Raw genomic sequence first — 26,802 nt, forward strand, 5'->3', positions numbered from 1 at the left:
GAGGGGCTGGCTGCCACCACAGTCCGTTCATACGGCAAGCTCCTTTATCAGTTGCTGGGCACGGGCTCGGGCCGTACCGTCCAGGGCGATGAGATCCGCCAGAGAGCCGGCAGCACTACTGCCCAGCTCGGCCATGACGGATTCGTTGACTCTGGCAATATCCATAAATCCGATCCGCTCTGCAAGAAAAGCCGCGACGGCCTCCTCGTTGGCGGCATTGAGGGAGGTGGTCGCCCCCTGCCCCTGCTGGCACGCGCTCATGGCCAGCGCCAGACAGGGATAGCGCTCATAGTCGGGCCGGATAAAGCTGAACTCTCCGACACTGAAGAAATCCAAAGGTTCCACACCGGACTCGATCCGTTCCGGATAGGCCAGAGCGTGGGCAATGGGGGTGCACATGTCCGGGTTGCCGAGCTGGGCCAGCACGGAGCCATCCTTGTACTGCACCATGGAGTGAATGACGGACTGGGGGTGAATCACCACCTGGATCTGCTCGGGGGCCGCATTGAACAGCCAGCGCGCCTCGATGTACTCCAGCCCCTTGTTCATCATGGTGGCGGAGTCCACCGAGATCTTGGCCCCCATGGACCAGTTGGGATGGGCAATGGCTTGCGCCGGGGTGACATGGTGCAGTTCACCCACATCGGCATAGCGGAAAGGTCCGCCGGAGCCGGTCAGCAGGATCTTGCTGATCCCCGCCCCGGCCAGATCGCAGAAACCGGGCTGGCGCTGCACGTCGACCGGCAGGCACTGGAAGATGGCGTTGTGTTCGCTGTCGATGGGCAGCAGCTCGGCGCCGTGCTCGCGCACCGCCCCCATGAAGAAGGCGCCGGACATCACCAGCGCCTCCTTGTTGGCCAGCAGAATGCGCTTGCCGGCGCGCACGGCGGCCATGGTGGGTGCCAGACCCGCCGCACCGACAATGGCCGCCATCACGCTGTGGGCATCGGGGTGAGCAGCCACGTCGCACAGGGCTGCCTGACCGGACAACACCCGGGTGGTGCTGCCGTGTGCCTTGAGCCGACCCGCCAGATCGCTGGCGGCGCCTTCGTCCACCATGACGGCGAACCGGGGGGAGAATTCGAGACAGTCGCGCAGCATGGCATCCACGCTGCGGGCAGCGGTCAGCGCCAGCACCTGCCAGCGCCCGGGGTTGTGGCGCAGTACCTTGAGGGTGCTCTGACCGATGGAGCCTGACGCTCCCAGGATCACCAGGTTTTGCATCAAGACTCCTGATTGGGTAACAGACTGATGGAGCGGGACGCTCCCGGGATCATCAGTGCGCGAAACATCAAAACTCCGGACCGAGCAACAGGTAGCTGAGCAGGAAGACGGGCAGCGCCGCCGTCAGGCTATCGATGCGATCGAGAATGCCCCCATGGCCCGGCAACAGGGTGCCGGAATCCTTGATGCCGGCTTCCCGCTTGAACATGCTCTCGGCCAGATCGCCGAGCACGGAGGCCAGCACCGCCAGCAGGGAACAGAGCAGCACGGTGCCCATCTTGGCAGGCACGAAGCCCATGAACCAGGTCACGCCGATGGCCAGCAGGCTGGCGGTAAAGAGGCCGCCCAGCATGCCTTCGATGGTTTTACCCGGGCTCACGGCCGGCGCCAGCTTGTGTTTGCCGAACGCCTTGCCGAAAAAATACGCGCCAGAATCTGCCGCCCAGACCAGTCCCATCACGAACAGCAGGATCCAGGCCCCCATCATGGGGTCGTGGTAGAAGTTGTAGCCGCGAATGGCCACCAGGGACCAGAAGAAGGGAACCAGGGTCACCAGACCGAACAGGGATTTGAGCCAGATGGATTCACGCCACAGCCTGGCGCTTTGCGGGTAGCGCAGCACCAGCAGCAGCCCCAGCAGCCACCAGCTGACGGCAGTCCAGAGCACGCCCATCACCAGCGGATGCAGTTGGGGGATCCAGAGTTGCTCCACGGGCACCCAGAACAGGCTGGCCCCCAGCAGCAGACAGAACACCAGCGGCAACCACTGTTGCGGCTGGGCAGTGACGAAGGCACTCCACTCACGGCTGGCCAGCAGAAAGACCAGGGCGGCGAGCAGGGCAAAGAATTTCAACGGCAGAAAAAACAGCGCCCCCAACACCAGGGGTACTAACAGTAATGCGGTAATAATTCGTTGTTTTAGCAAAAGAAACCTCTCTCTTGGGAGCGGGGTTTAGCCGGTCTGTTGCGCGGCGATCAATTCCCGGATCTGTTCACCCGTACACCCGAAGCGACGCTCGCGAGCAACGAAGGAGGCAACTGCCCCACTGAACTCGGCCTCGTCAAAATCGGGCCACAGGACCGGGGTAAAATAGAGTTCGGCATAGGCGAGCTGCCAAAGGACAAAGTTGCTGATGCGATGATCCCCGCCGGTGCGGATCAGCAGATCCACGGGGGGAAGATCAGCCATGCAGACATGACGACCCAATGCCGCCTCATCGACCGCCTCGGCATCCAGTTCACCCACCGCCACGGCCCGTGCCAGGGTCCGGGCCGCCTGGGCGATGTCCCACTGACCGCCATAGTTGGCGGCGATATTGAGGGTCAATCCCTGATTGTTGGCGGTCAGGGCCTCGGCCTTGGCGATCTTGGCCTGCAGCCGCTCGCTGAAGCGGGCAGTGTCGCCAATCACCCGAAGGCGAATGCCGTTGCTGTGCAACTTGCTCACCTCGCGACCCAGCACCGTCATGAACAACTCCATCAGGGCGTTGACTTCCCCTTCCGGACGGCGCCAGTTCTCGCTGGAAAACGCAAACAGGGTCAGCGCCTCCATCTTGGCACGGGCGGCAAAGGCCACGGCCTCACGCACGGATTTCACGCCCGCCTTGTGCCCGGAAACCCGCATCTTGCCGCGGTTCTGGGCCCAGCGACCATTGCCATCCATGATGATGGCGACGTGACGGGGCAAGGACGAGCTGGCGCTATCGCCTAGCGCTGCCAAAAGCGACATTCATTTCTCCCACAAAGACAAAAGCGCCGTGCAGGGGCACTACACGGCGCTCGTAATATACCTGTCGGAGGCTTAGATTTCCATTAGCTCCTTTTCCTTCACAACCAGGGCGTCATCCACCAGCTTGATGAAGGTATCGGTCAGCTTCTGGATCTCTTCCTGGGCGCGACGGTCGTCGTCTTCGGAGATCTCTTTCTCTTTCAGCAGGGCTTTCAGATCGGCGTTGGCATCGCGACGGATGTTGCGAATGGCAACCCGGGCACCTTCGGCTTCGGCACGGACGATCTTGGTCAGATCACGGCGACGCTCTTCGGTCAGCGGCGGCAGCGGCACGCGCAGAGTCTGGCCGTTGCTGGACGGGTTCAGGCCCAGATCGGAGGTCAGGATGGCTTTTTCCACCGCCTGGATCATGGAGCGATCGAAGATGGAGATGGAGAGAGTACGGGCATCTTCTGCCACCACGTTGGCCAACTGCTTCAGAGGAGTGGCAGCACCGTAATACTCCACCTGGATGCCGTCGAGCAGGCTCGGGTGAGCACGGCCGGTACGGATCTTGGACATCTGGGTCTTCAGCGACTCTACGCTTTTGCCCATGCGGTCCTTGGCGTCGTTTTTAATCTCGTTGATCACAGTGGTTTTCCTTTTGGCGAACGAGCCGACGGGCGGCTCGTATCTATCTTGTTGACTGGCGTAATGGACAAGCGAGCCTGGGGCTCACACTTGCCTTACTTGCTGGCCTGGTGGATCAGGGTACCTTCCGGCTCACCCATGATCACGCGGCGCAGCGCGCCCGGTTTGTTCATGTTGAACACCCGGATCGGCAGATCGTGGTCGCGGGCCAGGGTAAAAGCAGCAAGATCCATCACTTTGAGTTCTTTTTCAAGAACTTCATCATAACTCAGTTCCTGATAGAGCACGGCATCCGGGTTCTTGACCGGGTCATCGGTGAACACGCCATCGACCTTGGTGGCTTTCAGCACGACGTCGGCTTCGATCTCGATACCGCGCAGGCAGGCTGCCGAGTCGGTGGTAAAGAAGGGGTTGCCGGTACCGGCAGAGAAGATCACCACCTTGCCGGCGCGCAGCTGGCTGATGGCTTCGGCCCAGCTGTAGGAGTCGCAGACCCCTTGCAGGGAGATGGCCGACATCAGGCGGGCATTCACATAAGCACGATGCAGGGCATCACGCATGGCCAGGCCGTTCATGACGGTCGCCAGCATGCCCATGTGGTCACCCACCACGCGATTCATGCCTGCCTTGGCAAGGCCGGCACCACGGAACAGGTTGCCGCCACCGATGACCAGACCGACCTGAACACCCAGCTCAACCAGCTCTTTGATCTCTTGGGCCATCCGTTCCAGCACCGCCGGATCAATGCCGAAACCCTCGGATCCTTGCAGGGCTTCACCACTCAACTTCAGAAGAACACGTCTGTATGCAGGCTTGGGATTGGTACTCATGTCACTGATTCCTGGTCATATAAAGACCGCGACATAAGTCGCGGTCTGGGGAAACGGAAAAACCGGTTCGATTAGGCCTTCTGAGCGGCCGCGATCTGGGCTGCTACTTCAGCAGCGAAGTCGGTCTCTTGCTTCTCGATGCCTTCGCCCACTTCGAAACGGGTGAAGGAAACAACGTCAGCGCCTTCTTTCTTCAGCAGCTCGGCAACGGTCATGGAAGGATCTTTCACGAACGGTTGACCAGTCAGGGAAACCTCACCGGTGAACTTCTTCATGCGGCCTTCAACCATCTTCTCGGCGATCTCTTTCGGCTTGCCGGAGTTGATGGCGATGTCGATCTGGATTTCGCGCTCTTTGGCAACGACTTCGGCAGACACGTCTTCCGGTTTGACGAATTGCGGGCTGTTGGCAGCAACGTGCATGGCCAGATCTTTGGCCAGCTCGTCGGTACCGCCAACCAGCTTGGTGATAACACCGATGCGGGAGCCGTGAACGTAGGTGCCCAGGTTGTCACCTTCAACCAGCATCACGCGACGCAGGTTCATGTTCTCACCGATCTTGGCGATCAGGTTGGTTATGGTCAGCTCGACGGACTCGCCGTTGCCGAAGTCGGCGGCTTTCAGCGCGTCAACGTCAGCGATTTTCTGGGTAGCAGCGATCTCGACGATCTTCTGACCCATGGCCAGGAAACCGGCATCCTTGGAAACGAAGTCAGTCTCGCAGTTCAGCTCGATCATGACGGCAACGTTGCCTTCGGTACGGGCGAAGATCACACCTTCAGCGGCGATACGGCCAGCTTTCTTGGCGGCCTTGGCCTGACCGGATTTACGCATGTTCTCGATAGCCAGCTCGATATCACCGTTGGCTTCTTCCAGCGCTTTTTTGCAATCCATCATGCCAGCGGCGGTGCGCTCGCGCAGTTCTTTTACCAGGGCGGCAGAAATGTTTGCCATGTCCAGTATCCTCGGTCTTGAATTGACAAGAAACAGGGGCCACAAGGGCCCCTGCTAACCAATTACATCAGCTTGGTTAATAAGGGCTTTTCAGTCCTTATCAATTACTCAGCTTCAACGAAGCCATCTTGTTCGGCTTGAACAACGATGTCCTGCTCGCGGGCTTCCAGAACGGTGTCAGCAGCAGCGTTCAGGTACAGCTGTACGGCACGGATAGCGTCGTCGTTACCCGGGATGACATAGTCAACGCCGTCCGGGTTGGAGTTGGTATCAACGATGGAAACTACCGGGATACCCAGGTTGTTGGCTTCTTTGATAGCGATGTGCTCGTGGTCGGCATCGACAACGAACAGAACGTCAGGCAGGCCGCCCATGTTCTTGATACCACCCAGGCTCTTCTCCAGCTTTTCCATTTCGCGAGTACGCATCAGCGCCTCTTTCTTGGTCAGCTTGTCGAAGGTACCGTCTTCGCTCTGGGTTTCCAGATCTTTCAGGCGCTTGATGGACTGACGAACGGTTTTCCAGTTGGTCAGCATGCCGCCCAGCCAGCGGTGGTTAACATAGAACTGGTCGCAACGCTCAGCGGCTTCTTTGACGGCTTCAGACGCGGCACGCTTGGTACCTACGAACAGTACCTTGCCTTTCTTGGCAGCTACGGAGCTGATGAAGTTCATGGCATCGTCAAACATCGGAACGGTTTTTTCCAGGTTGATGATGTGAACTTTGCTGCGGGCGCCGAAGATGTAGGACTTCATTTTCGGGTTCCAGTAACGAGTCTGGTGACCGAAGTGAACGCCGGCTTGCAGCATGTCGCGCATAGAAACTTTAGCCATTTTATACCTCTGTATTGGGGTTAGGCCTCCACACATCCCATATAACCGACCCGTTAAGGCACCCCGGCATATGTGTCGATGTGTGTGTGTTGTTGAGTAAGGGTGATGGTATGAGGACACGAGTTCCCCATTCCGGCGCGCTTTATACCATAACTTTGGTCATGACACCACCAGCCCGGGTGCTAAAAATGGATCCCGGACCATGGTGCGACCGCCTGATGACGTTGCGATGACGATCACACTGGAAGTAAACGGGGGTTGGGGATAAAATTTCGCCCTGATTGCAAACGCATCTATTTTTCATTACCTGGTTGTTGGGCATCGGCAGGATGCGCAATCAGGCCCCAAGAGAGATCCCATGTCCATTAAAATCAAGACACCGGAAGAGATTGAAAAAATGCGTGTCGCCGGCCAGCTGGCCGCCGACGTGCTGGTCATGATCGCCCCCCACGTCAAGGCGGGCGTCACCACAGACGAACTGAATACCCTCTGCCACGACTACATCGTCGACGTGCAGCAGGCCATCCCCGCGCCGCTCAATTACCACGGCTTCCCCAAGTCCATCTGCACCTCGGTGAACGATGTCATCTGCCATGGCATCCCGAACCACAAGAAGCTGCGGGAAGGGGACATCATCAATCTGGACATCACCGTCATCAAGGATGGTTATCACGGCGATACCTCCGCCATGTTCATCGTGGGCCAGACCACCCCCCTGCGCCGCCAGCTCTGCAAGGTGGCCCAGGATAGCCTCTATGCCGCCATCAAGCGGGTGCGCCCGGGCATGTGCATCACCGAGATCGGCGCCGTCATCCAGCCCATCGTCGAGCAGGCCGGCTTCTCCGTGGTACGCGACTACTGCGGCCATGGCATCGGTGCCGAGTTCCACGAAGAGCCGCAGATCCTGCACTACCGCAACGGCGGCAAGCTGGAGCTGAAAGCGGGCATGTGCTTCACCATCGAGCCCATGGTCAACAGCAAGAAGTACCACTGCAAGGTCAATCCGAAGGATGGCTGGACCGTGACCACCAAGGACGGCGGCGACTCCGCCCAATGGGAGCACACCCTGCTGGTGACCGAGGATGGCTGCGAGGTCCTGACCCTGCGCCCCGACGACACTATCGAGCGTTTTATCCACCACGTTTGACATTCAACCCCGGCCGCGCGCCGGGGTTGCTCTTTACCCGGCCCGACCGAGAGTGTGACATGCCATGGATGCCAGCCTGCTTTCTCCCCATCTGCTCCCAGACGATCAGCTCACCCGTGACAACTGCAAGGAGTATCTGAGCCGCTTTCTCGCCTGGCTGCATGAGCGCTTCGACGCCGGTGACAACATCATCGAACTGGTGGCCACCCGCTCCGAATACATGGACGCGCTGCTGACCAGGCTCTGGCACAAGTTCGGCTTCGACAGGACCGAGCTCACCCTGATCGCGGTAGGCGGCTATGGCCGCGGCGAACTCCATCCCCACTCCGATATCGACCTGCTGATCCTCTACGAAGGAGATGAACTGGACGAGGTGCTGGGGCTTCGCATCGGCGAGTTCATCACCCTCTTGTGGGATCTCAAGCTGGAGGTGGGCCAGGCGGTGCGCAACGTGGCCGAGTGCATCGAGCAGGGTCGCAACGACATCACGGTTGCCACCAACCTCATCGAGGCCCGTTACATCACGGGTCGCCTGGTGGGATTCGAGCAGTTGCAGGCGGCCACCCAGCCCCAGCACTTCTGGCCGAGCGAAGCCTTCTTTCGTGCCAAACGCGAAGAGCAGGCCCTGCGCCACCAGCAGTTTCTCGGCACCGCCTACAAGCTGGAGCCGGATCTCAAGAACAATCCCGGGGGCCTTCGCGACATCCAAACCCTGGCCTGGGTCGCCCGCCGCCACTTCGGCGCCACCACCCTGTTCGAGATGACCAGCCACGGTTTTCTCAACCGGGCCGAGTACCGGGAGCTGCTCGACTGTCAGAACTTCCTGTGGAAGGTGCGCTTCGCCCTGCACATGGCCATCAACAAGGGGGATAACCGTCTCTTGTTCGACCGCCAGCGCACCGTGGCCCAGATGCTGGGGTTCGAGGGGGAAGGCAACGGCCCGGTCGAGCAGATGATGAAGCGCTTCTACCAGACGGTTCGGCGGGTGGCCGAGCTCAACGAGATGCTGCTGCAACTCTTTGACGAGGCCATTCTCGGCAACACCGCCATGGACGTGCGCCGCATCAGCGACGAATTCCAGCTACGCGGCCGCCTCATCGATGCGGTGGACTCCGAGCTGTTCGGCCGGGATCCTGCCGCCATCCTGCGACTCTTCTACCAGATAGCCCAGCACCCGGAGATTGCCGGCATCCACTCCGCCACCTTGCGCCAGTTGCGCGAGGCCAGACGCACCCTCAACTGCTGGCTGCAAGATCTACCCGAGTGCCGCCGTCTCTTCATGGCGCTCCTGCGCCACCCCAACGGCATCGGCCAGCCGCTCACCCTGATGCACAAGTACGGGATCCTCGCGGCCTACCTGCCCCAGTGGAACCTCATCGTCGGCCAGATGCAGTTCGACATGTTCCACGCCTACACGGTGGACGAACATACCCACAGGCTGCTGCAGAACATCCATCGCTTCCCGAATCCGGCCAGCCGCCAGACTCACCCGCTCTGCCACGAGGTGTTCACCCAGTTGCGCAAGCCCGAGCTGCTCAGCATCGCCGCCCTCTTCCACGACATCGCCAAGGGCAGGCGTGGCGATCATTCCGAACTCGGGGCCGTGGATGCGCTGGAGTTCTGCCAGTTGCACGGGCTGGATCGCTACGAGAGCCGACTGGTCGCCTGGCTGGTGCGCCACCATCTGCTGATGTCGGTCACCGCCCAGCGCCGCGACATCTACGACCCGGACGTGGTCACCGACTTCGCCCAGAAGGTGCGGGATGAATTGCACCTCGACCTGCTCTATTGCCTGACCGTGGCCGACATCTGTGCCACCAACGACAGTCTGTGGAACGACTGGAAGGGCACACTGCTGCGCGAACTCTACTTCGCCACCCAAAAGGCCCTGCGCCAGGGGTTGGAAAACCCGCCGGACATGCGCCTCAAGATCCGTGAAAACCAGCGCCAGGCCAGGCAGATCCTGACCCAGCGCGAGGTGCCACAGGAGGCGGTCACCGCCCTCTGGAACGACTTCAAGGCCGATTACTTCCTGCGCCACAGCCCGGAGCAGATCGCCTGGCACTGCCGCAAGATCATCGCCCACGGTGACAACCCGGCCCCCCTGGTGCTCATCGGCAAGCATCCCATACGGGGCGGTAGCGAGGTGTTCATCTATTGCCGCGATACCCCCAACCTCTTTGCCACCGTGGCTTCGGCACTGGATCAGAAGAACCTCAGCATCCACGACGCCCAGATCATGAATTCGCGCAACGACTACGTGCTCGACACCTTCATCGTACTGGAACCGAACGGCGAGCCCATCAGCCCCAACCGTACCGCCACCATCAAGAAGGCGCTGGAGAAAGCCCTTCAGGAGCCGGGCAAGCTGGTGCTGCGCAGCAAGCCCCTGTCCAGACGCCACCGCCAGTTCAGCGTGCCGACCAGGGTGGTCTTCCTGCCCCACAAGGGGGAAAACCGCCACACCCTGCTGGAGCTGACGGCCCTGGACACTCCGGGCCTATTGGCCCGTATCGGTGCCGTGTTCCAGCAGTGCGGCCTCTCCCTCCATGCCGCCAAGATCACCACCATCGGTGAGCGGGTGGAGGACTTCTTCAGCCTCACCACCCTGGCCGGAGAGCCGCTGAACCCGGAGGAGCAGCAAGCCCTCGAGGAGAGGCTGGTCAATCAGCTCAACCCCCAGGAACCGCTTGGCGAGAGCGCCTGACACGCTCGGATGAAGCCTCGAAAGAGGCTTTTTGACGTATTGATTCCTCAATCAGAACAAATGGTTGGACCACTCAAGTACAATAAATCGCCCTAATTCTGAAGAAATCGGCGAGAGCCCTTAAAAACGATTGGAAAAGTGTGATACAACAAACAGAATTTTATAAAGGAAACCTGTCATGACCCAGTTGCAACAGACCATCGAAGCGGCCTTCGAGCGCCGTGACTCCATCACCCCCGGCTCCGTCGATGCCGCCACCAAGGCCGCCATTCTGGAAGCCATCGACCTGCTGGACTCCGGCAAAGCCCGGGTTGCCGAGAAGATTGCCGGCGAGTGGGTCGTCCACCAGTGGCTGAAGAAGGCCGTGCTGCTCTCCTTCCGCATCAACGACAACGGCATCATCAAGGGCGACGATGCCCAGTACTACGACAAGGTTCCCCTGAAGTTCTCCAACTACACCGAAGAGCAGTTCAAGGCTGCCGGTGTACGCGTCGTGCCGCCCGCGACCGCGCGCAAAGGCTCCTTCATCGCCCCGAACACCGTGCTGATGCCCTCCTACGTCAACATCGGCGCCTTCGTCGATGAAGGCACCATGGTCGACACCTGGGCCACCGTGGGCTCCTGCGCCCAGATCGGCAAGAATGTGCACCTCTCCGGCGGCGTCGGCATCGGCGGCGTACTGGAGCCACTGCAGGCCAACCCGACCATCATCGAAGACAACTGCTTCATCGGTGCCCGTTCCGAGGTGGTGGAAGGGGTGATCGTCGAGGAGGGCTCCGTCATCTCCATGGGGGTCTTCATCGGCCAGTCCACCCGCATCTATGACCGCGAAACCGGTGAAATCCACTACGGCCGCGTCCCGGCCGGCTCCGTGGTCGTTTCCGGCTCCCTGCCCTCCAAGTGCGGCAAGTACAGCCTCTACGCCGCCGTCATCGTCAAGAAGGTGGATGCCAAGACCCGCGCCAAGGTCGGCATCAACGCCCTGCTGCGCTCCATCGACGAGTAATCCACGCCGATGTCATCAAGGGCACCTCTGGTGCCCTTTTTCATGCCCGCTCTCATGGGTGGACGCCAACTCCCCTGCCCCACCAGCACTGCACCCCCCATGAGACGATACCGCTTATGGCAGTGCTGGCAAGGCGTTCACCCCTCCCCTTGGCTCATTGATTAAAGAAGACCTTTTTGACACCAATTTGAATTTGGCGCGCCTGTCACAGGCAAGGCGTCCGGACTCGGGTAAGATAGAGGGGTCAGGATCGTTTCAAACCAAGGAAGCCCGATGTACGAGAATCTCAAGAGCCTGGGGATCCAGGAACCCACCTCGGTGGACAGCTACACCCTGCGCCAGGAAGCCAACCACGACATCCTCAAGATCTATTTCAAGAAGCAGAAGGGTGAATTCTTCGCCAAGAGCGTCAAATTCAAATACCCCCGCCAGCGCAAGACCATGCTGGTCGACTCGGGGACCCATGAGTACAAAGATGTCACCGAGATCAACGCCAACCTCAAATACGTGGTGGATGAGCTGGACAATCTGACCCAGGGCGGCCAGCCTTCCGCCGATCCGGACATCAAGCAGAAAATACTGCGCGACTTGCGTCATCTGGAAAAAGTGGTGCAGAACAAGATCAGCGAGATAGAACGGGATCTCGAAAAGCTTTAAGCCGGTCTGATGCAGCAAAGGCGCCCAGGGGCGCCTTTTTCATTGGGTCACACCATGCTGGCGCCGCCAGGAAAGCCCCCGCACATGTCCCGCCACCAAACGCAACCCAGCAAAAAGGGAGGCTTGCGCCTCCCTTTTCGGAACTCGGATATTGGAGCGACAATCAGTTGCTCTTCATCCAGATGTCCATTTCAGTTTTCAGGTTGTCGGACTTGGTGCCGAAGATGGCTTGTACACCGGAACCCGCCACCACCACACCGGCGGCACCCAGCTTCTTCAGACCAGCCTGGTCAACCTTGGCCACATCCTTCACACCGACACGCAGACGGGTGATGCAGGCGTCCAGAGAGGCGATGTTCTCTTTGCCACCGAAGGCGGAGACCAGTGCAGCAGACATCTCGTCCTTGCTTTGACCGGCAGAGGACTCTTGGGCAGCTTCGTCTTCACGACCCGGGGTTTTCAGGTTCATGGCACGGATGACCACGGTGAAGACCACGTAGTAGATGACCGCGTAGACCAGACCCAGACCCACCAGCAGCAGCATGTTGTCGGCACGCGGAGATTGCACCACGAAGTCGATGAAGCCGTTGGAGAAGGTGTGACCGTGAACGACACCCAGCATGTTGGTCAGGACATAGGCCAGACCTGCCAGCAGAGCGTGGATGGCGTACAGTACCGGGGCCACGAACAGGAAGGAGAATTCGATAGGCTCGGTGATACCGGTCAGGAAGGAGGTCAGGGCAGCAGAAGCCATGATACCTACGATCTTGGCGCGGTTTTCCGGCTTGGCGGAGTGCGCAATGGCAAACGCGGCAGCAGGCAGACCAAACATCTTGAACAGGTAGCCACCCGCCAGTTGACCGAAGCCGTTACCGGCAGCACGGGAAGCGTCATCAGCAGTCAGGAAGCAGGTCATGATGCCGTGTACGGTTTCACCGGCGGCGTTGACGCAGGTACCAGCCTGATAGAAGAACGGCACGTTCCAGATGTGGTGCAGACCGAACGGGATCAGGGAGCGCTCAACCACGCCGTAGATGCCGAAGGCCAGGACCGGGTTCTGGTTGGCAGCCCAGTCGGAGAAGGCACCGATGGCACCACCAATAGGCGGCCAGATGAAGGAGAGCACGACACCCAGACCGATGGAAACAAAACCGGTGATGATGGGCACGGCGCGCTTGCCAGCGAAGAAGCCGAGGTACTCTGGCAGCTGGATCTTGTAGAAGCGGTTGAACGCCCAGGCAGCCACGCCACCGGCGAGGATACCACCCAGCACACCGGTATCGATCTTCTCGACACCCATCACAGGCGCCATCACAGTCAGGGTGGCGGTCATGATGCCGTAGCCGACGATGGCGGACAGGCCGGAAACACCGTCGTTATTGGTGAAGCCAAGGGCGACGCCCACGGCGAACAGCAGAGCCATCTGGCCGAATACGGAACCACCGGCCTGCTCCATCAGTTGGGAGACGATTTCCGGCAACCAGCTGAAGTGGGCAGCACCCACCCCCAGCAGAATACCTGCAACGGGCAAGACCGATACGGGCAGCATCAGCGCCTTACCGACCTTTTGCAGATTAGAGAAAGCATTTTTTAACATGTGTGCGCTCCTGAATGGAATGTCTTACCGTAGACGCTTCAGTCCAATTTATAGACGATCATCAACATCATCTCTCATCGGCATGAATTCGACGCGGGTTTGTTTATTTTGACCAGCTGAATATAACCCAGCAGATCGCAAATATCTTCCATCAGGGGTAAGCGAATAAAAAATTTGGAGGGGAGATCACAAGATAATTTCGGCGGGAATTTTCGGCTAATTACGGATATATTTCGGCATCTTCATGCTAAACCATAAATATGAAAAGTGCTGTTTCGCATTGTATTTTAGCCAATCAAACCAATACCCAACGAAACACACTGTAACTTAATGTAACCATTTGCTGTTTTTTCTATTTTAGTCTACCGATTAAAAAGGTTCTTCGCGGGATCTTGGGGAAGTGGAAGTTGACAGACAGGGTGCTGGTAAACTGGCTGTCTCCAAACACACCACCACCATCACCCTGCTGTCGCCGTGCATCATATTGATATTGCCTCCTTCTGGCCAGGTTATACCGTCATCGCCCAAGCGCTTTCTGCCAACCATCACACCCTGTTTACCCTTGAGCCTCGCGCCGACCTGTTGCCCCGTTGTCGCCGATGCCTGCAACCCACGCCATTGATCCACGACCAACGTATCCGCCGGGTGCGTGAGCGAGACCTATTTGACCGACAAGTCTGGTTACAACTGCCTGTTCGCCGCGTCGACTGTCTGCGCTGTGGTCGCGTCAGTGAACATATCGACTGGCTCCCCTCTGGCTCCCGCCTCACCCGGCGCATGCAGTGCTGGATTGAAGCGCTCGTTCAGTACCTCCCCATCCGCCATGTCAGCCAGCTCACCGGGGTCGGTTGGCACACCATCAAGGAGATCGACAAGCGCCGTTTGCAGACCAGTGTGGGCACCATCGAACTTGGGGAGGTGCGGCGGCTGGTGATGGATGAGTTTGCCCTGCACAAGGGACACCGCTATGCCACCGTGATCATGGATGCCGAGCGAACCCGCGTCCTGTGGGTGGGGCACGGCAACAGCCGGGCCGCTATCCGTCCCTTCTTCGAGCAGCTCGGCGAGCGATGCCAGCAGATTGAAGCGGTGGCGATGGACATGAACACGGCGTTCGACCTGGAGGTGAAGCAACACTGCCCGCAGGCGGAGGTGGTCTACGACCTGTTCCACGTGGTGGCTCGCTATGGCCGAGAGGTGGTGGACCGGGTGCGAGTGGAGCAGGCGAATGCACTGAAAAGCGATAAACCGGCGCGAAAAGTGGTCAAAAGTGCGCGTTGGTTGCTGCTACGTAATCGGGCGAAGTTGAGTGAAAAACAGGATGTGAAGTTGCAGGAGCTGTTGGCGGCGAATCAACCGCTGGCGATGGTGTACGTGCTGAAAGAGGGGTTGAAGGGCATCTGGTATGCGCCGAGCGTGTGGGAAGGATGGCGACGATGGCGGAGCTGGATGCGGCAGGTGAAGGAAAGCGGGCTAGCGCCGCTGCAACGATTTGGTCGAAATTTATCGAAATATATGCGGGGGATCCTGGCGAGTGCAAACTACCCGATGCACACGAGTGTGCTGGAAGGGGTGAACAACAAGATCAAAGTGATAAAGCGTATGGCATATGGATTTAGGGACTCAGAATACTTTTTTCTGAAAATCAAGGCGGCCTTCCCCGGAAAGCCGCGATGAACCATTAAAAAGGCCTCCAACAAGGGAGGCCTCAAATAAATATTATATTTTAAAGACCGGGCAATATTCAGCCCTTTTGGGAACGCTTCACCGCATCAATAAAGATCGATTTCGCCTTGGTCGAACCGGCCCGCTCCGCCTCGCTGACCAGTTGCATCGCCTTGTCGATATCACCGGCTTTCACCGCTTTTTCGATCTGGGATTGATAGAAGGCCTCGGTTTCGCTCAGCATGGGGGCACTGCTCTTGACTGCGCCGGCGGTCGCCAGGGGCACGACAAGCTTGTTTGGTGCCGTGTTGACTACCGGGGTGTTGGCATCAATCACATCCTGATAGACAGGCTTGTAATAGTTGCTCTCGGTTTTGACACCACTCAAGTCCTCCACAGAGAGGCTGACCACGCCCCAGGGGGAGTGCGGAATGACGGGGTCTTTTTCACCATAATCAACCACCCCCAGCGACTTGGTCATCAGCTTGGAAGGGCTAAGGATGGTGGTTGTTTTGTCCAGACCGCTCTGGTCTGTGTAGATCACCATGTAACTTTCGTTATTGGGGTTACCAACATAGGAGCGATCCACGGTAAACACGGCTTCCATGCGATCCCCTTGCAGCATGCGTGCAGGCTCGTACTTGAACACGTCGCTGCCCAACTTGCGGGTCACATTGAATTTGGAATCCAGCATCAAGACGGTCGGGTTGAACAGCGATTTGTCGATCAAGCCATCAACCGTGATGCGCAGGTCACCGGAGTTGACCGGCAACCGGAAGGCGGCAAAGTGGCTTTTCCCTTCGCTGAAAGCGTAAACGGGGGAGCTGCCATCAATGGGGATAAGCTTAGTTGCGCCCGGTTGTATGTCCTGGAACGGCAGACTGGAGACATCGTGACAGCAGCTGCCAACCGTAGCCAATTGGCTCATCGCAACGTCGCGATTTCCCATGATGGACTTGAACTCCTGAGTCGGCGCTACCGTCGTTTCCAACGTGGCGCACCCACCCAGCACAACAGAACAGAATACAGTCAAGGCTAATCTGGAATATCTCATCGCGTGACCCTAAGAAACGTGTTGTAAAAAAAGAGCCCCCGTCATGCGGGGGCACTTGCAGTCATGACGTCAACAGATTACCACCAAGCTTCAGCTTGAACACCGAAGTTCCAGGAGTCGTCCTGCTTCACGCCATTGGCATCCGGGCGGAACTGGCCGTCAGAATCCAGGTAGGAAGCATATACGCGGATTTCCGGGCGGGCCCAGAAGCTGGAGCCAGCGGACCAGGCCTGAGCCAGGGTGTATTTCTTACCGATGGTGCTGGTTTCGGTGCCATTGTTCGGCTTGTAGCTGTCATGGTGATAGCCAAGCTCGGCGATGGTCTTCATGGTGTCATTCCACTTGTACATCGGGCGAACGACAACGGAGAAGGTGTCTTTGTCAGCGCTGTCATTGTCGATATCACTGGCAGTACCGTAAACCAGCTGATGACCGAACTCGACCTTATCGCCAACGGGCAGCACGCCCCAGTTGATGAAGCGCCAGCCATCGCCCTTGGCGGCAGATTGGCTCAGGCCGCTGCCAGAACCGCTACCGTAGTCAACAGCCTGAGCGGCATAACCGTCGGCGAAATACTGAACCACGGTCTTGTTGAAGCCACCCAGCATGGATTGGGTCAGCTCGGCGGTCAGCATGTGGCCGTTTTTCTCGTAATCTTTGCTGCCCAGAGCCGCTTTCTGCTCATCGGTCAGGTTACCGCGGGCGTAGTCATATCCCAGCTCCAGGGAGCCGTCTTTCCACAGCGGGATACCGGCATAACGCAGGTCCAGTACGTCCGTATCAACACGCTTGTCGACACCAACACCACCTACAAACTGATCGTAATCATCCCACGGGTCGTTACGCAGCCATGCAAAAGAGAGCTTGCCCGGACCAGCCTGGATATTTTCTACACCAGCACCGGCACCAGACACATCCCAGTAGTAGAAGTCGGAGATGTGGATGTCGTGACGTTGATAGTAACGCTTACCGGCCCACAGAGTGGCTTCCGGCGCGAAGCCCAGCACGCCTTTGGCCTGGACGTTGAATTGGCGCAGGGCAAAGTCGGCATCACTACCGCTAGTGCTTTCCCAGTCGCGACCTTGCTGACCAGAAACCATTGCAAACATGGAGTCTACGTAGAAAGACTTGCCGTCCTTGTTGTAAGCCTCTTGACCTAGCTGGACTTCGCCGTAGGTCTCGGCTTCATTGCCCAGACGACCGACTTTCGCCTTGGAATAGGTTTGCAGGCTGCCGTTATCGGAAGTACCGACACCGGAACGCATGTAGCCGTGGAAATCAACGGCGAAGGCGGCTTGGGAAGCCAGGGCTGCGGTTACTGCTGCAGCGATCGGGAGCCACTTTGCTTTCATTTTCATTTTCCTTATTCCCGCTGAGAGGAGTGTGATCCTGATATTCAAGTTCTTATCACCGGAAAAACGTTTTGGTGATAACCGAGGTCGATTATAGGTACCCAAATTCCCTGCAAACATGAGCTGATTCACAAAACGATGACAAATCGCACGCCACCGACAGCCACAGCCACAAAATGTCAATGAATTTTCATTTTTTGGCACCAACCACCCAAGATAAGCACAAAAAAGAAAAACAATAACTAAAGAAAGCGCTTTCAAATATTAATTTGCAACGAGAGTTAAGTGATAAATCCATGTCGCAGTAGCAAAAACATGACTGAAATCGCTTTCAATGCGGAACTTTTAATTTTTCAATTTGTCGTGGTTGATGATGAATATGGCCAATCGCTTATCATCATTGGCGAGAAAAATAACCGGACGAAAGAGAGGATATATTTGGGGGCTGAGGCGTGACGCCCCAAAAATAACCCCCCCCCGACAGCACACTCACGGAGGTGAATTTATTCTCGGGGAGAAGGGTCTGGCTACAGTCTATTTTCCCAGGTTTTCAACCAGGCCAGCGCCGCCACTTCAGGCTCATCTTCTACCGTCGCATCGATTTCCAGGTGCACAACCAGTGGCTCGGCAGCCAGCTCCTGCAACAGGGCATCCAGCGATCGCCCCGCTCCGCAGAAGTGTTCATAGCTGCTGTCTCCCATGGCGATGAGGGCATAGCGCCATCCCTTCATATAAGGAGCACGATCGGCCAGAGCACTGGCAAAGGACTGCAAATTGGGCGGTATATCCCCCTGCCCCGTGGTGGCGGTCACGATGAGCAGAACGCGGGAGGCATCGATGTCGGTCAGCGCCGCGTCATCGAAGATCTGGCAGACATGGCCATCGGCTTGCAGGTGGTCACAGAGGGTCTCGGCCACCAGCATGGCAGAGCCGTAGACGGTGCCGACCAGGATGTCGATCTCGGCCATCAGCGACTCCTCAGGGACAGACATTGGGCCCGGCAAGACCGGGATGGGTAGGAAGAGCCCCCCTGAACAGGCGGGGGGCACGCGATTGCGCAGGCGATATCTCGTTGAGCCATAAGTCATTCCTCTGACGTACCTGGGCTACAGCATGCCACAGCCCGGTCAGAGGCAACAGATGGAAAGAGGCTCAGGCGCCGTAGTCTTGCTCGCTGGCAGGCCAGCCCAGACGGGCGAACAGACCCAGCACCTCGGGGCCCAGGGGCGCCTGGATCCGCATCGGCACCTTGAGCACCGGATGCTCGAAGCTCAGACGGTGCGCGATCAGCAGCAGGCGGTCGCACCCGTAGTGCTCGCGAAAGAAGCGGTTGTGTCGGCCATCCCCGTGGGTGGTATCACCGACGATGGGGTGGAACAGGTGATCCAGATGGCGGCGCAGCTGGTGCTTGCGCCCCGTCTTGGGAAAGAGGCGGACCAGGCTGTAGCGACTGGTGGGATGCTTCTTGGAGACGGCGAAGGGCAACTCGACCTGATGCAGACGACGAAACGCGGTCACCGCCTCCTGGGCGGGGCGATCCGGGTCGCTGAAGGCATCGGCAATCTTGTCCAGCTGCTCCTTGAGCGGATAGTCGATGAGCCCCTCTTCGGGGGCCCATCCCCGCACCAGTGCCAGGTACTCCTTGTGGATCTGACGGGCAGCAAAGGCCTCGGTCAGGGTACGGGCCACGGCAGGATCGAGAGCAAACAGCAGCACACCCGAAGTGGGCCTGTCCAGTCGGTGCACGGGGTAGACATGACGACCCCCGATCAGATCCCGGGTCATCTGCATGGCGAAACGGGTTTCGGCCTTGTCGAGCCAACTGCGGTGCACCAGGAGACCGGACGGTTTGTTCACCGCCACCAGCCAGTCATCCTGATAGAGCAGAGTTGGCTGCAAGGCATCCGCTGTCCGGGTCTGCTCGTCCATCATTGTTCGACCACTTTGCCGGAGAGCAGCAGATCGAAACGGGCGATCAGACGAAGCAGGGCCTCGACCTCCGCCAGCTCCTCTTTATAGACCTCACTTGCCATGGGATAGAGGGAGACGCTGGTCGGCAGCGGAGCCTGCAGCAGCACCAGTTGCTCCATACGCGGGATCAGCACGAACTGCAGCCATTGATCGAAACTCAGGGTATCGACACAAAACGGCAGCTCGCTTGCCAGCGCCTCGCTCCCCGGATGGTCGGCTTGCCAGCGTTCCAGACGTTGCAACTCGGCAGTCAGCTCTCCCAGCAGACCGGCAACCAGCAGATATTGATTCATCTCGCTCACTTCCTCATCGCGGGCCCGGTCTGCGACGGGGCCCCACTCAATACGGCCATCAAAAAGGGGCGCTACTATACACCGACCCCGCAATGGCTGCCATGTTACCGTCACCTTCATACCCTGCATCACCGCCTCTGGCTATCTGGTGCAGCCCCCTTATAATCGCCCGCATTATCTTCAAGCGGGATCTCTTCATGTCTTCCATCAACACCCTGACCGAGTTTCTGACCCAGGCCGATACCCAGTTCCAGCTGTTCGATCTGGGCCGCCAGGTGCGCCCGCTCCCCAGCGACCTCTTCGTGCGCATCGAGCAGCAGCAGGAGCCCTACCCCTGGCCGTTACAGCAGCACGCCTGGCTCGGCGTGCACTTCTTCCAGCCAACCGAATCCAGGCACTACCTCTGGTTCCTCAAGTTCGCCCTCGATGAACGCGGCCTGCTCATCTCCAGCGGCCCCAAGCATTTCATGGATCAGGTGGTAGAGACTCTGGGCTACAAGCTCACCGGTGAACTGGACGAAGAGAAGGCCCAGCGTCTGGCGGACAACCCCTACACCTTCCGTCCGGCCGAGGCCAAGATGGCCAGTGTGCACGCCAAGCTGGCCCGCCAGCTGGAACAAGCCCCTTCCGCTTACTACGAGGCCCTCTGCCACTATCTGGCGGCGCCGGGGGAAGAGGGGTGGCAGGCACTGGGACTGCAAGGGTTTGCAGATCTCGCGGAGCGGCTGCAGGTTGAACGCAACCTGGCACTGGTCTGCAAGGCCTTGCCCATGCTGCCGCAGGCCCCTCTTTACGCCCTGTGCCAGAGCCTGGAGAACGCCCCCCTGCCCCCTGCCCTGCAAGGCGCATTGCTGGAGCGCATCGGCAAGGAGCAGGAGTGCGCCGAGCCTGACCCCGAAACCCTGGCCTATCTGTGCCGGGCACTGGCCTCCTGCCCGGGCAACGGACTGCGCACCAACAAGCTGTTGACCCTGCTGCAAACCCGGCCAAGTCCCTCCCTGCTCCTCGCCATCGCTGGCCGCCTCTGGCCCGATCTGAAACACCCCGAACTGCTCGGCCTGTTTCTGGAGCAGCTCGCCCTGCAACCCACCCAGTTCTTCAACCAGGTATTTGCCGAGCTCGTCACGCTACCGGCCTTGCGCAATGATATGCTGGCAAAACTGCGTGACCCCGAACGCAGCGAGGCCTTGGGTCTGGCCATCGGTCGCCTGTTCGCTGCCACCTAGGCCCGGCACGACGGCCCTGTTGCCTGGGGTGAACAGGGCCCCACACATATCACAGAAGGAACCCGCTGATGGGAGAAATGCTTGGGATCTTGCTGCTCGGCCTCGTTGGCTGGGCCTTCTGGCAACAGCGCCGCCAGGCGGAGCTGGCCTGGCAATACATGCGCCGCTACTGCCAGCACCACGACCTGCAACTGCTGTCGCTGGCGCGGACACACCGCGCCCTGGGGCACAAGCCCCTGCGCCTGCTCACCTACTACCAGTTCGAGTTCTCCAGCGACGGAGAGAGCTATTATCAGGGACAGCTCTGCATGCAGGGGCTGCATGTCGCCGGTGTCGAACTGCCACCCCATCGTCTCCCCTCCTAGATTTGAGAGCACGGGGGCTGGCTATACTCTTCCACAGCCCCCTTCCAAGGAGTACCGACATGGAATTGCTCACCCATGACATGGCCGCCCTGTTTGCCCAGCTGGGGCTGGCCAGTGACGACATCAGCCAGCAGCGTTTTATCCGCGACCATCCCATCGATCGCCATACCCAGTTACCCGACGCGCCGTTCTGGACTCCTTCCCAGGCAGACTTTCTGCGCGATGCCCTCAGCCACGACGCCGACTGGGCGGAAGCCATCGACCAACTGGACGTGATGCTGCGCCAGGGGACCTGATCCCCCCACTCCCGGCGGCCAGCGTTGGGTAGACGCGGAGCCGCCAATCCCCTCCCTCCATCGCCCAGGCGCCCCTCCCTCTCGCCACCCACGCCCTTCGCTCCGCTTTCCTGATGGACAGGCTTTGATTAAGCTCTGTGCCACTATCCACCCGCAGCAAGACGGCCGTGCAGGAGCCAAGATGTCAGCCCAAGAGATCATCCAGATAGCCAACGAACTCAGTGCCAGGGGGATCACCCCCTCTACCGCCATGGTCAAGGCCCGCCTCAGCCATCCCGTGCCCATGGCCGAGCTGCTCAAGGTGTTGAGCCAGTGGAAGCAACAACCCCAGCCCGCGGCGACAGCGCCCGCCCCCGCCAGTGCCCCCGAGGCGTCCCCCTTGGCCACGGAAAGCGTCACTCTTCAGCAACTGAGCGAACAGCTCGCCCGGCTGGAGCAGAAGGTCGATCGCCTCACCGATCTGCTGCTCAACCAGAAGCCGGATTGACCCATCGCCATGTATATCCTCGAACTCACCTTTGAGTGCTACCGCGATACCTCCCTCGGGGAGGCCGAACGGGCCATCGTCCACTACCTCGACATGCTGCGCTATCAGGGTCAGATCCTGGGGCGGGAGTTTCCCACCAGCATGCACGAAGGCTATTTCGTCAGCCGGGTGGTCTGCACGGAGCAGGACAGCCTGCACCCTGACAACCAGAGCGAGCTGGTCGCCCTTGCCGAGCAAGGTCTGCACCAGGCGGGCCTGCTCACCCCCAAACTCCACCTGCAAGGGGCGGATCTGCTCTCGGACAGCACGGACCCGTGCGCAGAGCAGGGGGAGCGTCCCAGCTGGATGCTGCTCTACACCAGCTTCCTGCACAGTTGCTCTCCCCTGCGCTGTGGCGATCACTTCGCCCCCATCCCGCTCTATCGGCTGCCCGCCGTCGCCAACGGTGACCACAAGCAGATCATCAAGTGGCAGGAAGATTGGGAGGCCTGCGATCAGTTGCAGATGAACGGCTCCATTGCCGAGCACGCCGCCCTGCACGAAATCGGCGAGGTGGGCAGCCGCCTTCATCGCCGGGGCAGCGATCTCGCCAGACGGCTGGAGCTCCTGAGCGGCATTCCCACCTATTACTATCTCTACCGGGTAGGCGGCCTGAGCGCCGCCGAAGAGCGGGCTCGCCCCTGCCCTGGCTGTGGTGGTCCATGGGCGCTGGCCGCCCCCCTGCACGAGATCTTCGACTTCAGGTGCGAGCCTTGCAGGCTGGTCTCCAACCTCTCCTGGGACTTCAAGGAGTAGGAGCCTACCGCGCACAATGGCGCAATAAAATGGCACCATAAAAAGAGAGGGCCTTGCCAGGTGGCAAGGCCCTCTCTTTTGGAGCATCACTGGGGCAAGGTTTCCAGTCGCGCCAGAAAGGCCGGCAACGAGGGGGCCAGCGTCAGGCGCCGTCCGGAGTCCAGCCACTCCAGCCACACCTGGCCGCTCTCGTTATCGAGGGACACCAGCGTCATCTCGTTGCGGGTCGTGGCAATGAAGAGTGAAGGGGATCGCTTCAACTTGCGCAGCATCAGCAGGTGGCCGATGAGGTTCTCCTTGAGCAGATCCAGATCGGCATCGTTCCACGGCAGGATGAGTTCGATGCGCAGCCCCTTGAAAGAGCAGGGCAGAGGGCGGCTGAACCAGTGGCCAAACAGGGCGATGGCGCTGGGATGCAGCGTCAGCTCCAGGGCGTTCGCCATGGCCGTGAAGTCGGCTGCCTGCTCCCGCTGGAACGGACGCCAGGCTACCCGACCCTCCCTGGGTTCATCCAGCTCGCAAGGAGAGCGCCAGTCGGCCTCCCAGTCACACAGGGGCAGCCCCCGCCTTCCTTCGCCATCGCGCTGCCAGCGTAAAAAGAACTGCTCCAGGGCAGACAGGACTTGATCCGACATCGATATTCCCCACAATAGCGGCCTCTGATGGCCGCAAGTACCTGATCGAAAAATCGGGCCATTGCACCATCAAACCCTTTATCAGACAAGCGTGAGCAAACCAGCATGAGCAAACAAGAGAGATACGCCGGCGCCAGTGCGCTGCAAGGCCTGAGCCTGGGGCAGCAGTCAGCCTACATCAGCCAGTACACCCCGAGTCTGCTGCAGCCCGTGCCACGCAGCCTGAACCGCGACGATCTTGGCCTGAGAGGTGAACTGCCCTTCCAGGGGAGCGACGTCTGGACCCTGTATGAACTCTCCTGGCTCAATGCCAAAGGCAAGCCCGTGGTTGCCATCGGGGAGGTCTTTGTGCCGGCCACCAGCCCGAATCTCATCGAGTCCAAGTCGTTCAAGCTTTACCTGAACTCCTTCAACCAGACCCGTTGCGACTCCCTGGAGGCGGTGCAAGCGCTGCTGGTTCAGGACCTGAGTGGCTGCGCTGGTGCCCCGGTGAGCGTCACCCTCTTCACCCTCGACCAGGCCACCCACCAGATAGCCCAGCTGCCCGGTGAGTGCATCGACAACCTGGATATCGAGGTGGATGGCTACGAGTTTGACGAGACCCTGCTGCAAGGGGCCGCCGGTCGCGAGATCGTGGAGGAGACCCTGCACAGCCACCTGCTCAAGTCCAACTGCCTAGTGACCAGCCAGCCGGACTGGGGATCCGTGGTGATCCACTATCGCGGCCCGCGCCTCGACCGGGAGAAGCTGTTGCGCTACCTCATCTCGTTCCGCCAGCACAACGAGTTCCACGAGCAGTGCATCGAGCGCATCTTTACCGATCTCAAACACTTCTGCGCCCCGGAACAACTGACCGTCCATGCCCGTTACACCCGCCGCGGCGGCCTGGACATCAACCCTTTCCGCAGCGACTGGGAGCCGGTTCCGGCGAACCTGCGCCTCATTCGCCAGTAATCACCGGCGCCGCCATCCTGCGGGCTGCGGCCCGCTGCGCATCACCTCAGTAAACTCTGGACGGGCGGGGGTGGGCTTGGATAACATGCCTGCACCTCCGTGCCGTTCTTAATCCAATGAATCAACTGTTTTTTCTGGCAATGATGATGTCCTCCTTGTCGGCTCCTGATCTGGATCTGGCCAAGGAGCAGTTGTCCATCGACCTGCAGCAGGCCCAGACCCTGGTGCTGACCGATCCCGCCAGATGTGCCCAGATTGCCACCTCCTTCCTCGAACGCACGGCCAACAATCCCAAGCAGATCATCAGCAACCGTCAGGAGTACGGCTATCGCGAGCCGATGCTGAACTACGGTACCGCCACCCAGACCACGGGCGCCTATCTGCTCAAGGGGGAGTGTCTGCAGCAGCTAGGGCAGTTCACCCAGGCACAGGAGTCCTTTGAGCAGGGCATCGCCATGGCCGAGAAAGAGCAGCAGTTCGAGCTGCAGGCCCATGGGCTCTATCTGCTGGTTCGAAGCCGCAATCTGCAACAGCATACCCATGGCGCCGCGTCCCCCCTGCTCGACAAACTCGACAAACTGCTGGCCAATCCCGACCTCAAGGAGAGCCAGTTGCAGGTCTACAGCCGTCTGCTACGCGTCAACGCCAGCGTAGAGGAGCGGCAATTCGATCTCGCCAAACAGCAGCTGGCCGAGACCCGCAAATGGGCGGAACACGCCAAACAGCCTCTGGCCAGGGCCTGGACCAGCGCCGTGGGCGGGGATCTCTATCAGGCGCTGGGTCAGCCCCAGCTTGCACTGGGGGAATACATCGAAGCACAACAGCAAGCCAAACCCCTGCAGGATCCCCTCTTCCTCGGCCTGCTCTCGAACCAGATGGTCAGCCTCTATCAGGAAGAGCAGGAGCCACAAAAAGCGCTGCAATACGCCAGCGAGGCGGCCAACTATTTTCATGCCCTCGGCAATTCCTCCATGCTGAGCGACGCCCTGATCGTGCTCGCCCGTCTCAACCGGGATCAGGGCGAGATGAACATGGCGCTGGTCTATTTCTTCAATGCTCTCGACCTGCTGGACGAGAGCAGCAACCGCACCCGCATCGCCCATCTCAAGTTCGAGATAGGCAAGACCTACCTGCAGACCGGCAACCTCAACCTGGCGCGAAACTACCTGAACGCCGCACGCCAGTCCCATGAGCTGGGGGATGACAAGGAGTCGCTCATCGACACCCTGCTGTTGCTGGGAGAGCTGCACCTCAAGCAGCAGGAGGCGGGCATCGCCATCCTGCAGTTGGAGAACGCTCTCACCCTGGCCAACCGGATTGGGGACATCCGGCGCCAATTCGAGATCTTCCGCCTGCTCTCCGTCGCCTATGAGCAGAAGGGTTACCTCCAGCAGGCCCTGGAGAGCTACAAGAATTACCACCAGCGCAGCGAACTGGTTCGCCAGCAACAGCTGGCGCTGGAGCAGGAGGCGGTGCGCGACAACTACGCCCAGGTGGAGCGTGTGCAACAGGTCAAGGAGCTGGAACAGCAACTCGACGTCAGCCAGCACCAGCAGGAGCGATACCTCTGGACCAGCGTCAGCACCGGGCTGCTGCTGGCACTCTTCATCTATTTGTTTTTCACCCTCTGGCTGAAACTGCGGGTCGCGCGCCTTCATGCCAAACAGCTGGGAGAAGCCCTGCTGGTAGAGCCGCGCAGCGGCCTGGCCAACTGGCAGCGACTGATGAGCCGCTGGCCGCGGGAGATGGCCAAGCGCCAGCAAAAATCCGAGCGCTGGTACCTGAGCGAACGCCCCACCAGCGAATTTGACGACAAGCTGCACTACCTGCTGTTCCGGGTTCCCTTCCTGATCAACAGCCTGGAGCAGCACGGCTATCAGGTCAGCCGCGAGATAGAGCAGGCCTTCGGCCGTTACGTCAACGAACTGACCCCGCAGGATGGCCGCATCTACGACCTGCGCGAAGGCCACCTGCTCTATGTGGTGCCCCAGCGCCACGTGGCCCAGTTGCATCAGCTGGCCCAGACCCTGCTCGACACCCTGGCAGCCTTCCCCTGCGAGCACCCGCTGGACAGGTGCATCAGCCTCGGCATCGTCAGTCATCCCTTCCTGCCCAAGGCGGCCATGGCCCTCGATCACCACGGCCTGTTCGATCTCTGCTACCTGGCCCTCTCGGGTGCCATTCAGCTCAGCGAAAAATGCCAGCAGAGCGTCTGGCTTGAGCTGGCCGCCATCGATTGCCAGCAGGCCGCATTTTTTAACGGAGATGTGTGGCAATGCTGCTTGATGGCAATTGACAAGGGACTGGTAAAAGTAAATTCTTCTCATGAAAAGCAATGGGTTAACTGGCTTGCGCTTTCACGGATGAAGGTTGCGGACAATCCTTGACAAAAAGGT

27 protein-coding genes are annotated in these 26,802 nt (G+C 59.6%); 13 read left to right on the forward strand and 14 right to left on the reverse strand.

Going from position 1 to position 26,802, the window contains the following annotated elements:
- Window positions 1-27: 27 nt before the first annotated feature.
- The 7 genes from ispC to rpsB all read right to left on the reverse strand — a co-directional run bounded on the left by ispC (window position 28) and on the right by rpsB (window position 6,199).
- Complete coding sequence (ispC, locus tag C2U37_RS01615; RefSeq protein ID WP_041214689.1) at window positions 28-1,224, reverse strand: 1-deoxy-D-xylulose-5-phosphate reductoisomerase; 1,197 nt, start codon at window positions 1,222-1,224, stop codon at window positions 28-30.
- 67 nt (window positions 1,225-1,291) lie between these two features.
- Window positions 1,292-2,149 (reverse strand): phosphatidate cytidylyltransferase, encoded by an 858-nt coding sequence (locus C2U37_RS01620; RefSeq protein ID WP_039039428.1) that lies wholly within the window; start codon window positions 2,147-2,149, stop codon window positions 1,292-1,294.
- A 27-nt stretch (window positions 2,150-2,176) separates the two neighbouring features.
- The gene (gene uppS, locus C2U37_RS01625) at window positions 2,177-2,953 is read right to left on the reverse strand and encodes a polyprenyl diphosphate synthase (protein WP_104451738.1); all 777 of its coding nucleotides are present in this window, start codon (window positions 2,951-2,953) and stop codon (window positions 2,177-2,179) included.
- A gap of 72 nt (window positions 2,954-3,025) precedes the next feature.
- Window positions 3,026-3,583, reverse strand: a complete 558-nt coding sequence (frr, locus tag C2U37_RS01630) for a ribosome recycling factor (RefSeq protein ID WP_010673406.1) — start codon at window positions 3,581-3,583, stop codon at window positions 3,026-3,028.
- A gap of 95 nt (window positions 3,584-3,678) precedes the next feature.
- On the reverse strand, window positions 3,679-4,413 hold the full coding sequence (gene pyrH, locus C2U37_RS01635) for a UMP kinase (RefSeq protein WP_010673405.1): 735 nt from the start codon (window positions 4,411-4,413) through the stop codon (window positions 3,679-3,681).
- Window positions 4,414-4,484: 71 nt separating this feature from the next.
- Window positions 4,485-5,366, reverse strand: coding sequence for a translation elongation factor Ts (gene tsf, locus C2U37_RS01640; protein WP_010673404.1), 882 nt, complete (start codon window positions 5,364-5,366; stop codon window positions 4,485-4,487).
- A 104-nt stretch (window positions 5,367-5,470) separates the two neighbouring features.
- On the reverse strand, window positions 5,471-6,199 hold the full coding sequence (rpsB, locus tag C2U37_RS01645; RefSeq protein ID WP_010673403.1) for a 30S ribosomal protein S2: 729 nt from the start codon (window positions 6,197-6,199) through the stop codon (window positions 5,471-5,473).
- Window positions 6,200-6,557: 358 nt separating this feature from the next.
- Between rpsB and map the strand changes: the two genes are divergently transcribed.
- The 4 genes from map to C2U37_RS01665 all read left to right on the forward strand — a co-directional run bounded on the left by map (window position 6,558) and on the right by C2U37_RS01665 (window position 11,716).
- Window positions 6,558-7,346 carry a type I methionyl aminopeptidase gene (gene map, locus C2U37_RS01650; RefSeq protein WP_043152303.1) on the forward strand — a complete coding sequence of 263 codons (789 nt, stop codon included), beginning with the start codon at window positions 6,558-6,560 and terminating at the stop codon, window positions 7,344-7,346.
- 64 nt (window positions 7,347-7,410) lie between these two features.
- A complete protein-coding gene (gene glnD / locus C2U37_RS01655; RefSeq protein WP_043152301.1) occupies window positions 7,411-10,053 on the forward strand; it encodes a bifunctional uridylyltransferase/uridylyl-removing protein GlnD in 2,643 nt (880 codons plus the stop codon).
- 178 nt (window positions 10,054-10,231) lie between these two features.
- Window positions 10,232-11,059 carry a 2,3,4,5-tetrahydropyridine-2,6-dicarboxylate N-succinyltransferase gene (gene dapD / locus C2U37_RS01660; protein WP_010673400.1) on the forward strand — a complete coding sequence of 276 codons (828 nt, stop codon included), beginning with the start codon at window positions 10,232-10,234 and terminating at the stop codon, window positions 11,057-11,059.
- A 273-nt stretch (window positions 11,060-11,332) separates the two neighbouring features.
- Window positions 11,333-11,716, forward strand: a complete 384-nt coding sequence (locus tag C2U37_RS01665) for a DUF3461 family protein (RefSeq protein WP_039039426.1) — start codon at window positions 11,333-11,335, stop codon at window positions 11,714-11,716.
- A gap of 163 nt (window positions 11,717-11,879) precedes the next feature.
- Here the strand turns inward: C2U37_RS01665 and ptsG are convergent, their stop codons facing one another.
- The gene (ptsG, locus tag C2U37_RS01670) at window positions 11,880-13,313 is read right to left on the reverse strand and encodes a PTS glucose transporter subunit IIBC (RefSeq protein WP_010673398.1); all 1,434 of its coding nucleotides are present in this window, start codon (window positions 13,311-13,313) and stop codon (window positions 11,880-11,882) included.
- A 474-nt stretch (window positions 13,314-13,787) separates the two neighbouring features.
- Here ptsG and C2U37_RS01675 point away from each other — a divergent pair, with 474 nt between their 5' ends.
- The gene (locus C2U37_RS01675) at window positions 13,788-14,990 is read left to right on the forward strand and encodes an ISL3-like element ISAeme19 family transposase (RefSeq protein ID WP_076611394.1); all 1,203 of its coding nucleotides are present in this window, start codon (window positions 13,788-13,790) and stop codon (window positions 14,988-14,990) included.
- Between the two features lie 67 nt (window positions 14,991-15,057).
- Here C2U37_RS01675 and C2U37_RS01680 read toward each other — a convergent pair whose 3' ends face one another.
- Window positions 15,058-15,927, reverse strand: a complete 870-nt coding sequence (locus C2U37_RS01680; RefSeq protein ID WP_223937916.1) for a MalM family protein — start codon at window positions 15,925-15,927, stop codon at window positions 15,058-15,060.
- A gap of 182 nt (window positions 15,928-16,109) precedes the next feature.
- On the reverse strand, window positions 16,110-17,384 hold the full coding sequence (locus C2U37_RS01685; protein ID WP_043152296.1) for a maltoporin: 1,275 nt from the start codon (window positions 17,382-17,384) through the stop codon (window positions 16,110-16,112).
- Window positions 17,385-17,699: 315 nt separating this feature from the next.
- Between C2U37_RS01685 and C2U37_RS24515 the strand changes: the two genes are divergently transcribed.
- On the forward strand, window positions 17,700-17,840 hold the full coding sequence (locus C2U37_RS24515; RefSeq protein WP_155488369.1) for a hypothetical protein: 141 nt from the start codon (window positions 17,700-17,702) through the stop codon (window positions 17,838-17,840).
- A gap of 71 nt (window positions 17,841-17,911) precedes the next feature.
- Here the strand turns inward: C2U37_RS24515 and C2U37_RS01690 are convergent, their stop codons facing one another.
- The 3 genes from C2U37_RS01690 to C2U37_RS01700 all read right to left on the reverse strand — a co-directional run bounded on the left by C2U37_RS01690 (window position 17,912) and on the right by C2U37_RS01700 (window position 19,648).
- Window positions 17,912-18,352: a flavodoxin gene (locus C2U37_RS01690; RefSeq protein WP_043152293.1), complete on the reverse strand. Its 441-nt coding sequence runs from the start codon at window positions 18,350-18,352 to the stop codon at window positions 17,912-17,914.
- Between the two features lie 184 nt (window positions 18,353-18,536).
- Window positions 18,537-19,313 carry a tRNA pseudouridine(65) synthase TruC gene (truC, locus tag C2U37_RS01695; protein ID WP_373870915.1) on the reverse strand — a complete coding sequence of 259 codons (777 nt, stop codon included), beginning with the start codon at window positions 19,311-19,313 and terminating at the stop codon, window positions 18,537-18,539.
- Complete coding sequence (locus C2U37_RS01700; protein ID WP_010673392.1) at window positions 19,313-19,648, reverse strand: YqcC family protein; 336 nt, start codon at window positions 19,646-19,648, stop codon at window positions 19,313-19,315. Before C2U37_RS01700 ends, truC begins: the two co-directional genes overlap by 1 nt.
- Window positions 19,649-19,845: 197 nt before the next feature.
- Here C2U37_RS01700 and C2U37_RS01705 point away from each other — a divergent pair, with 197 nt between their 5' ends.
- From C2U37_RS01705 to C2U37_RS01725, 5 genes are all read left to right on the forward strand, one after another.
- On the forward strand, window positions 19,846-20,874 hold the full coding sequence (locus tag C2U37_RS01705; RefSeq protein ID WP_039039422.1) for a DUF3549 family protein: 1,029 nt from the start codon (window positions 19,846-19,848) through the stop codon (window positions 20,872-20,874).
- 68 nt (window positions 20,875-20,942) lie between these two features.
- Window positions 20,943-21,239, forward strand: a complete 297-nt coding sequence (locus tag C2U37_RS01710) for a DUF3301 domain-containing protein (RefSeq protein ID WP_010673390.1) — start codon at window positions 20,943-20,945, stop codon at window positions 21,237-21,239.
- A gap of 59 nt (window positions 21,240-21,298) precedes the next feature.
- Window positions 21,299-21,535 (forward strand): DUF2789 domain-containing protein, encoded by a 237-nt coding sequence (locus C2U37_RS01715; protein ID WP_010673389.1) that lies wholly within the window; start codon window positions 21,299-21,301, stop codon window positions 21,533-21,535.
- A gap of 181 nt (window positions 21,536-21,716) precedes the next feature.
- Window positions 21,717-22,022, forward strand: coding sequence for a DNA-binding protein (locus C2U37_RS01720; RefSeq protein WP_010673388.1), 306 nt, complete (start codon window positions 21,717-21,719; stop codon window positions 22,020-22,022).
- A gap of 9 nt (window positions 22,023-22,031) precedes the next feature.
- The gene (locus C2U37_RS01725; protein ID WP_010673387.1) at window positions 22,032-22,817 is read left to right on the forward strand and encodes a Zn-ribbon-containing protein; all 786 of its coding nucleotides are present in this window, start codon (window positions 22,032-22,034) and stop codon (window positions 22,815-22,817) included.
- Window positions 22,818-22,903: 86 nt separating this feature from the next.
- Here the strand turns inward: C2U37_RS01725 and syd are convergent, their stop codons facing one another.
- Window positions 22,904-23,452 (reverse strand): SecY-interacting protein, encoded by a 549-nt coding sequence (syd, locus tag C2U37_RS01730; protein WP_010673386.1) that lies wholly within the window; start codon window positions 23,450-23,452, stop codon window positions 22,904-22,906.
- Window positions 23,453-23,557: 105 nt separating this feature from the next.
- Between syd and queF the strand changes: the two genes are divergently transcribed.
- Together queF and C2U37_RS01740 are read left to right on the forward strand one after the other, a co-directional pair.
- Window positions 23,558-24,406, forward strand: a complete 849-nt coding sequence (queF, locus tag C2U37_RS01735; protein ID WP_043152474.1) for an NADPH-dependent 7-cyano-7-deazaguanine reductase QueF — start codon at window positions 23,558-23,560, stop codon at window positions 24,404-24,406.
- Between the two features lie 116 nt (window positions 24,407-24,522).
- Window positions 24,523-26,793: a hypothetical protein gene (locus C2U37_RS01740; RefSeq protein WP_043152477.1), complete on the forward strand. Its 2,271-nt coding sequence runs from the start codon at window positions 24,523-24,525 to the stop codon at window positions 26,791-26,793.
- Window positions 26,794-26,802: the final 9 nt, after the last annotated feature.

It is taken from the genome of Aeromonas sp. ASNIH1 (assembly GCF_002934285.1).
Taxonomy (GTDB): domain Bacteria; phylum Pseudomonadota; class Gammaproteobacteria; order Enterobacterales; family Aeromonadaceae; genus Aeromonas; species Aeromonas caviae.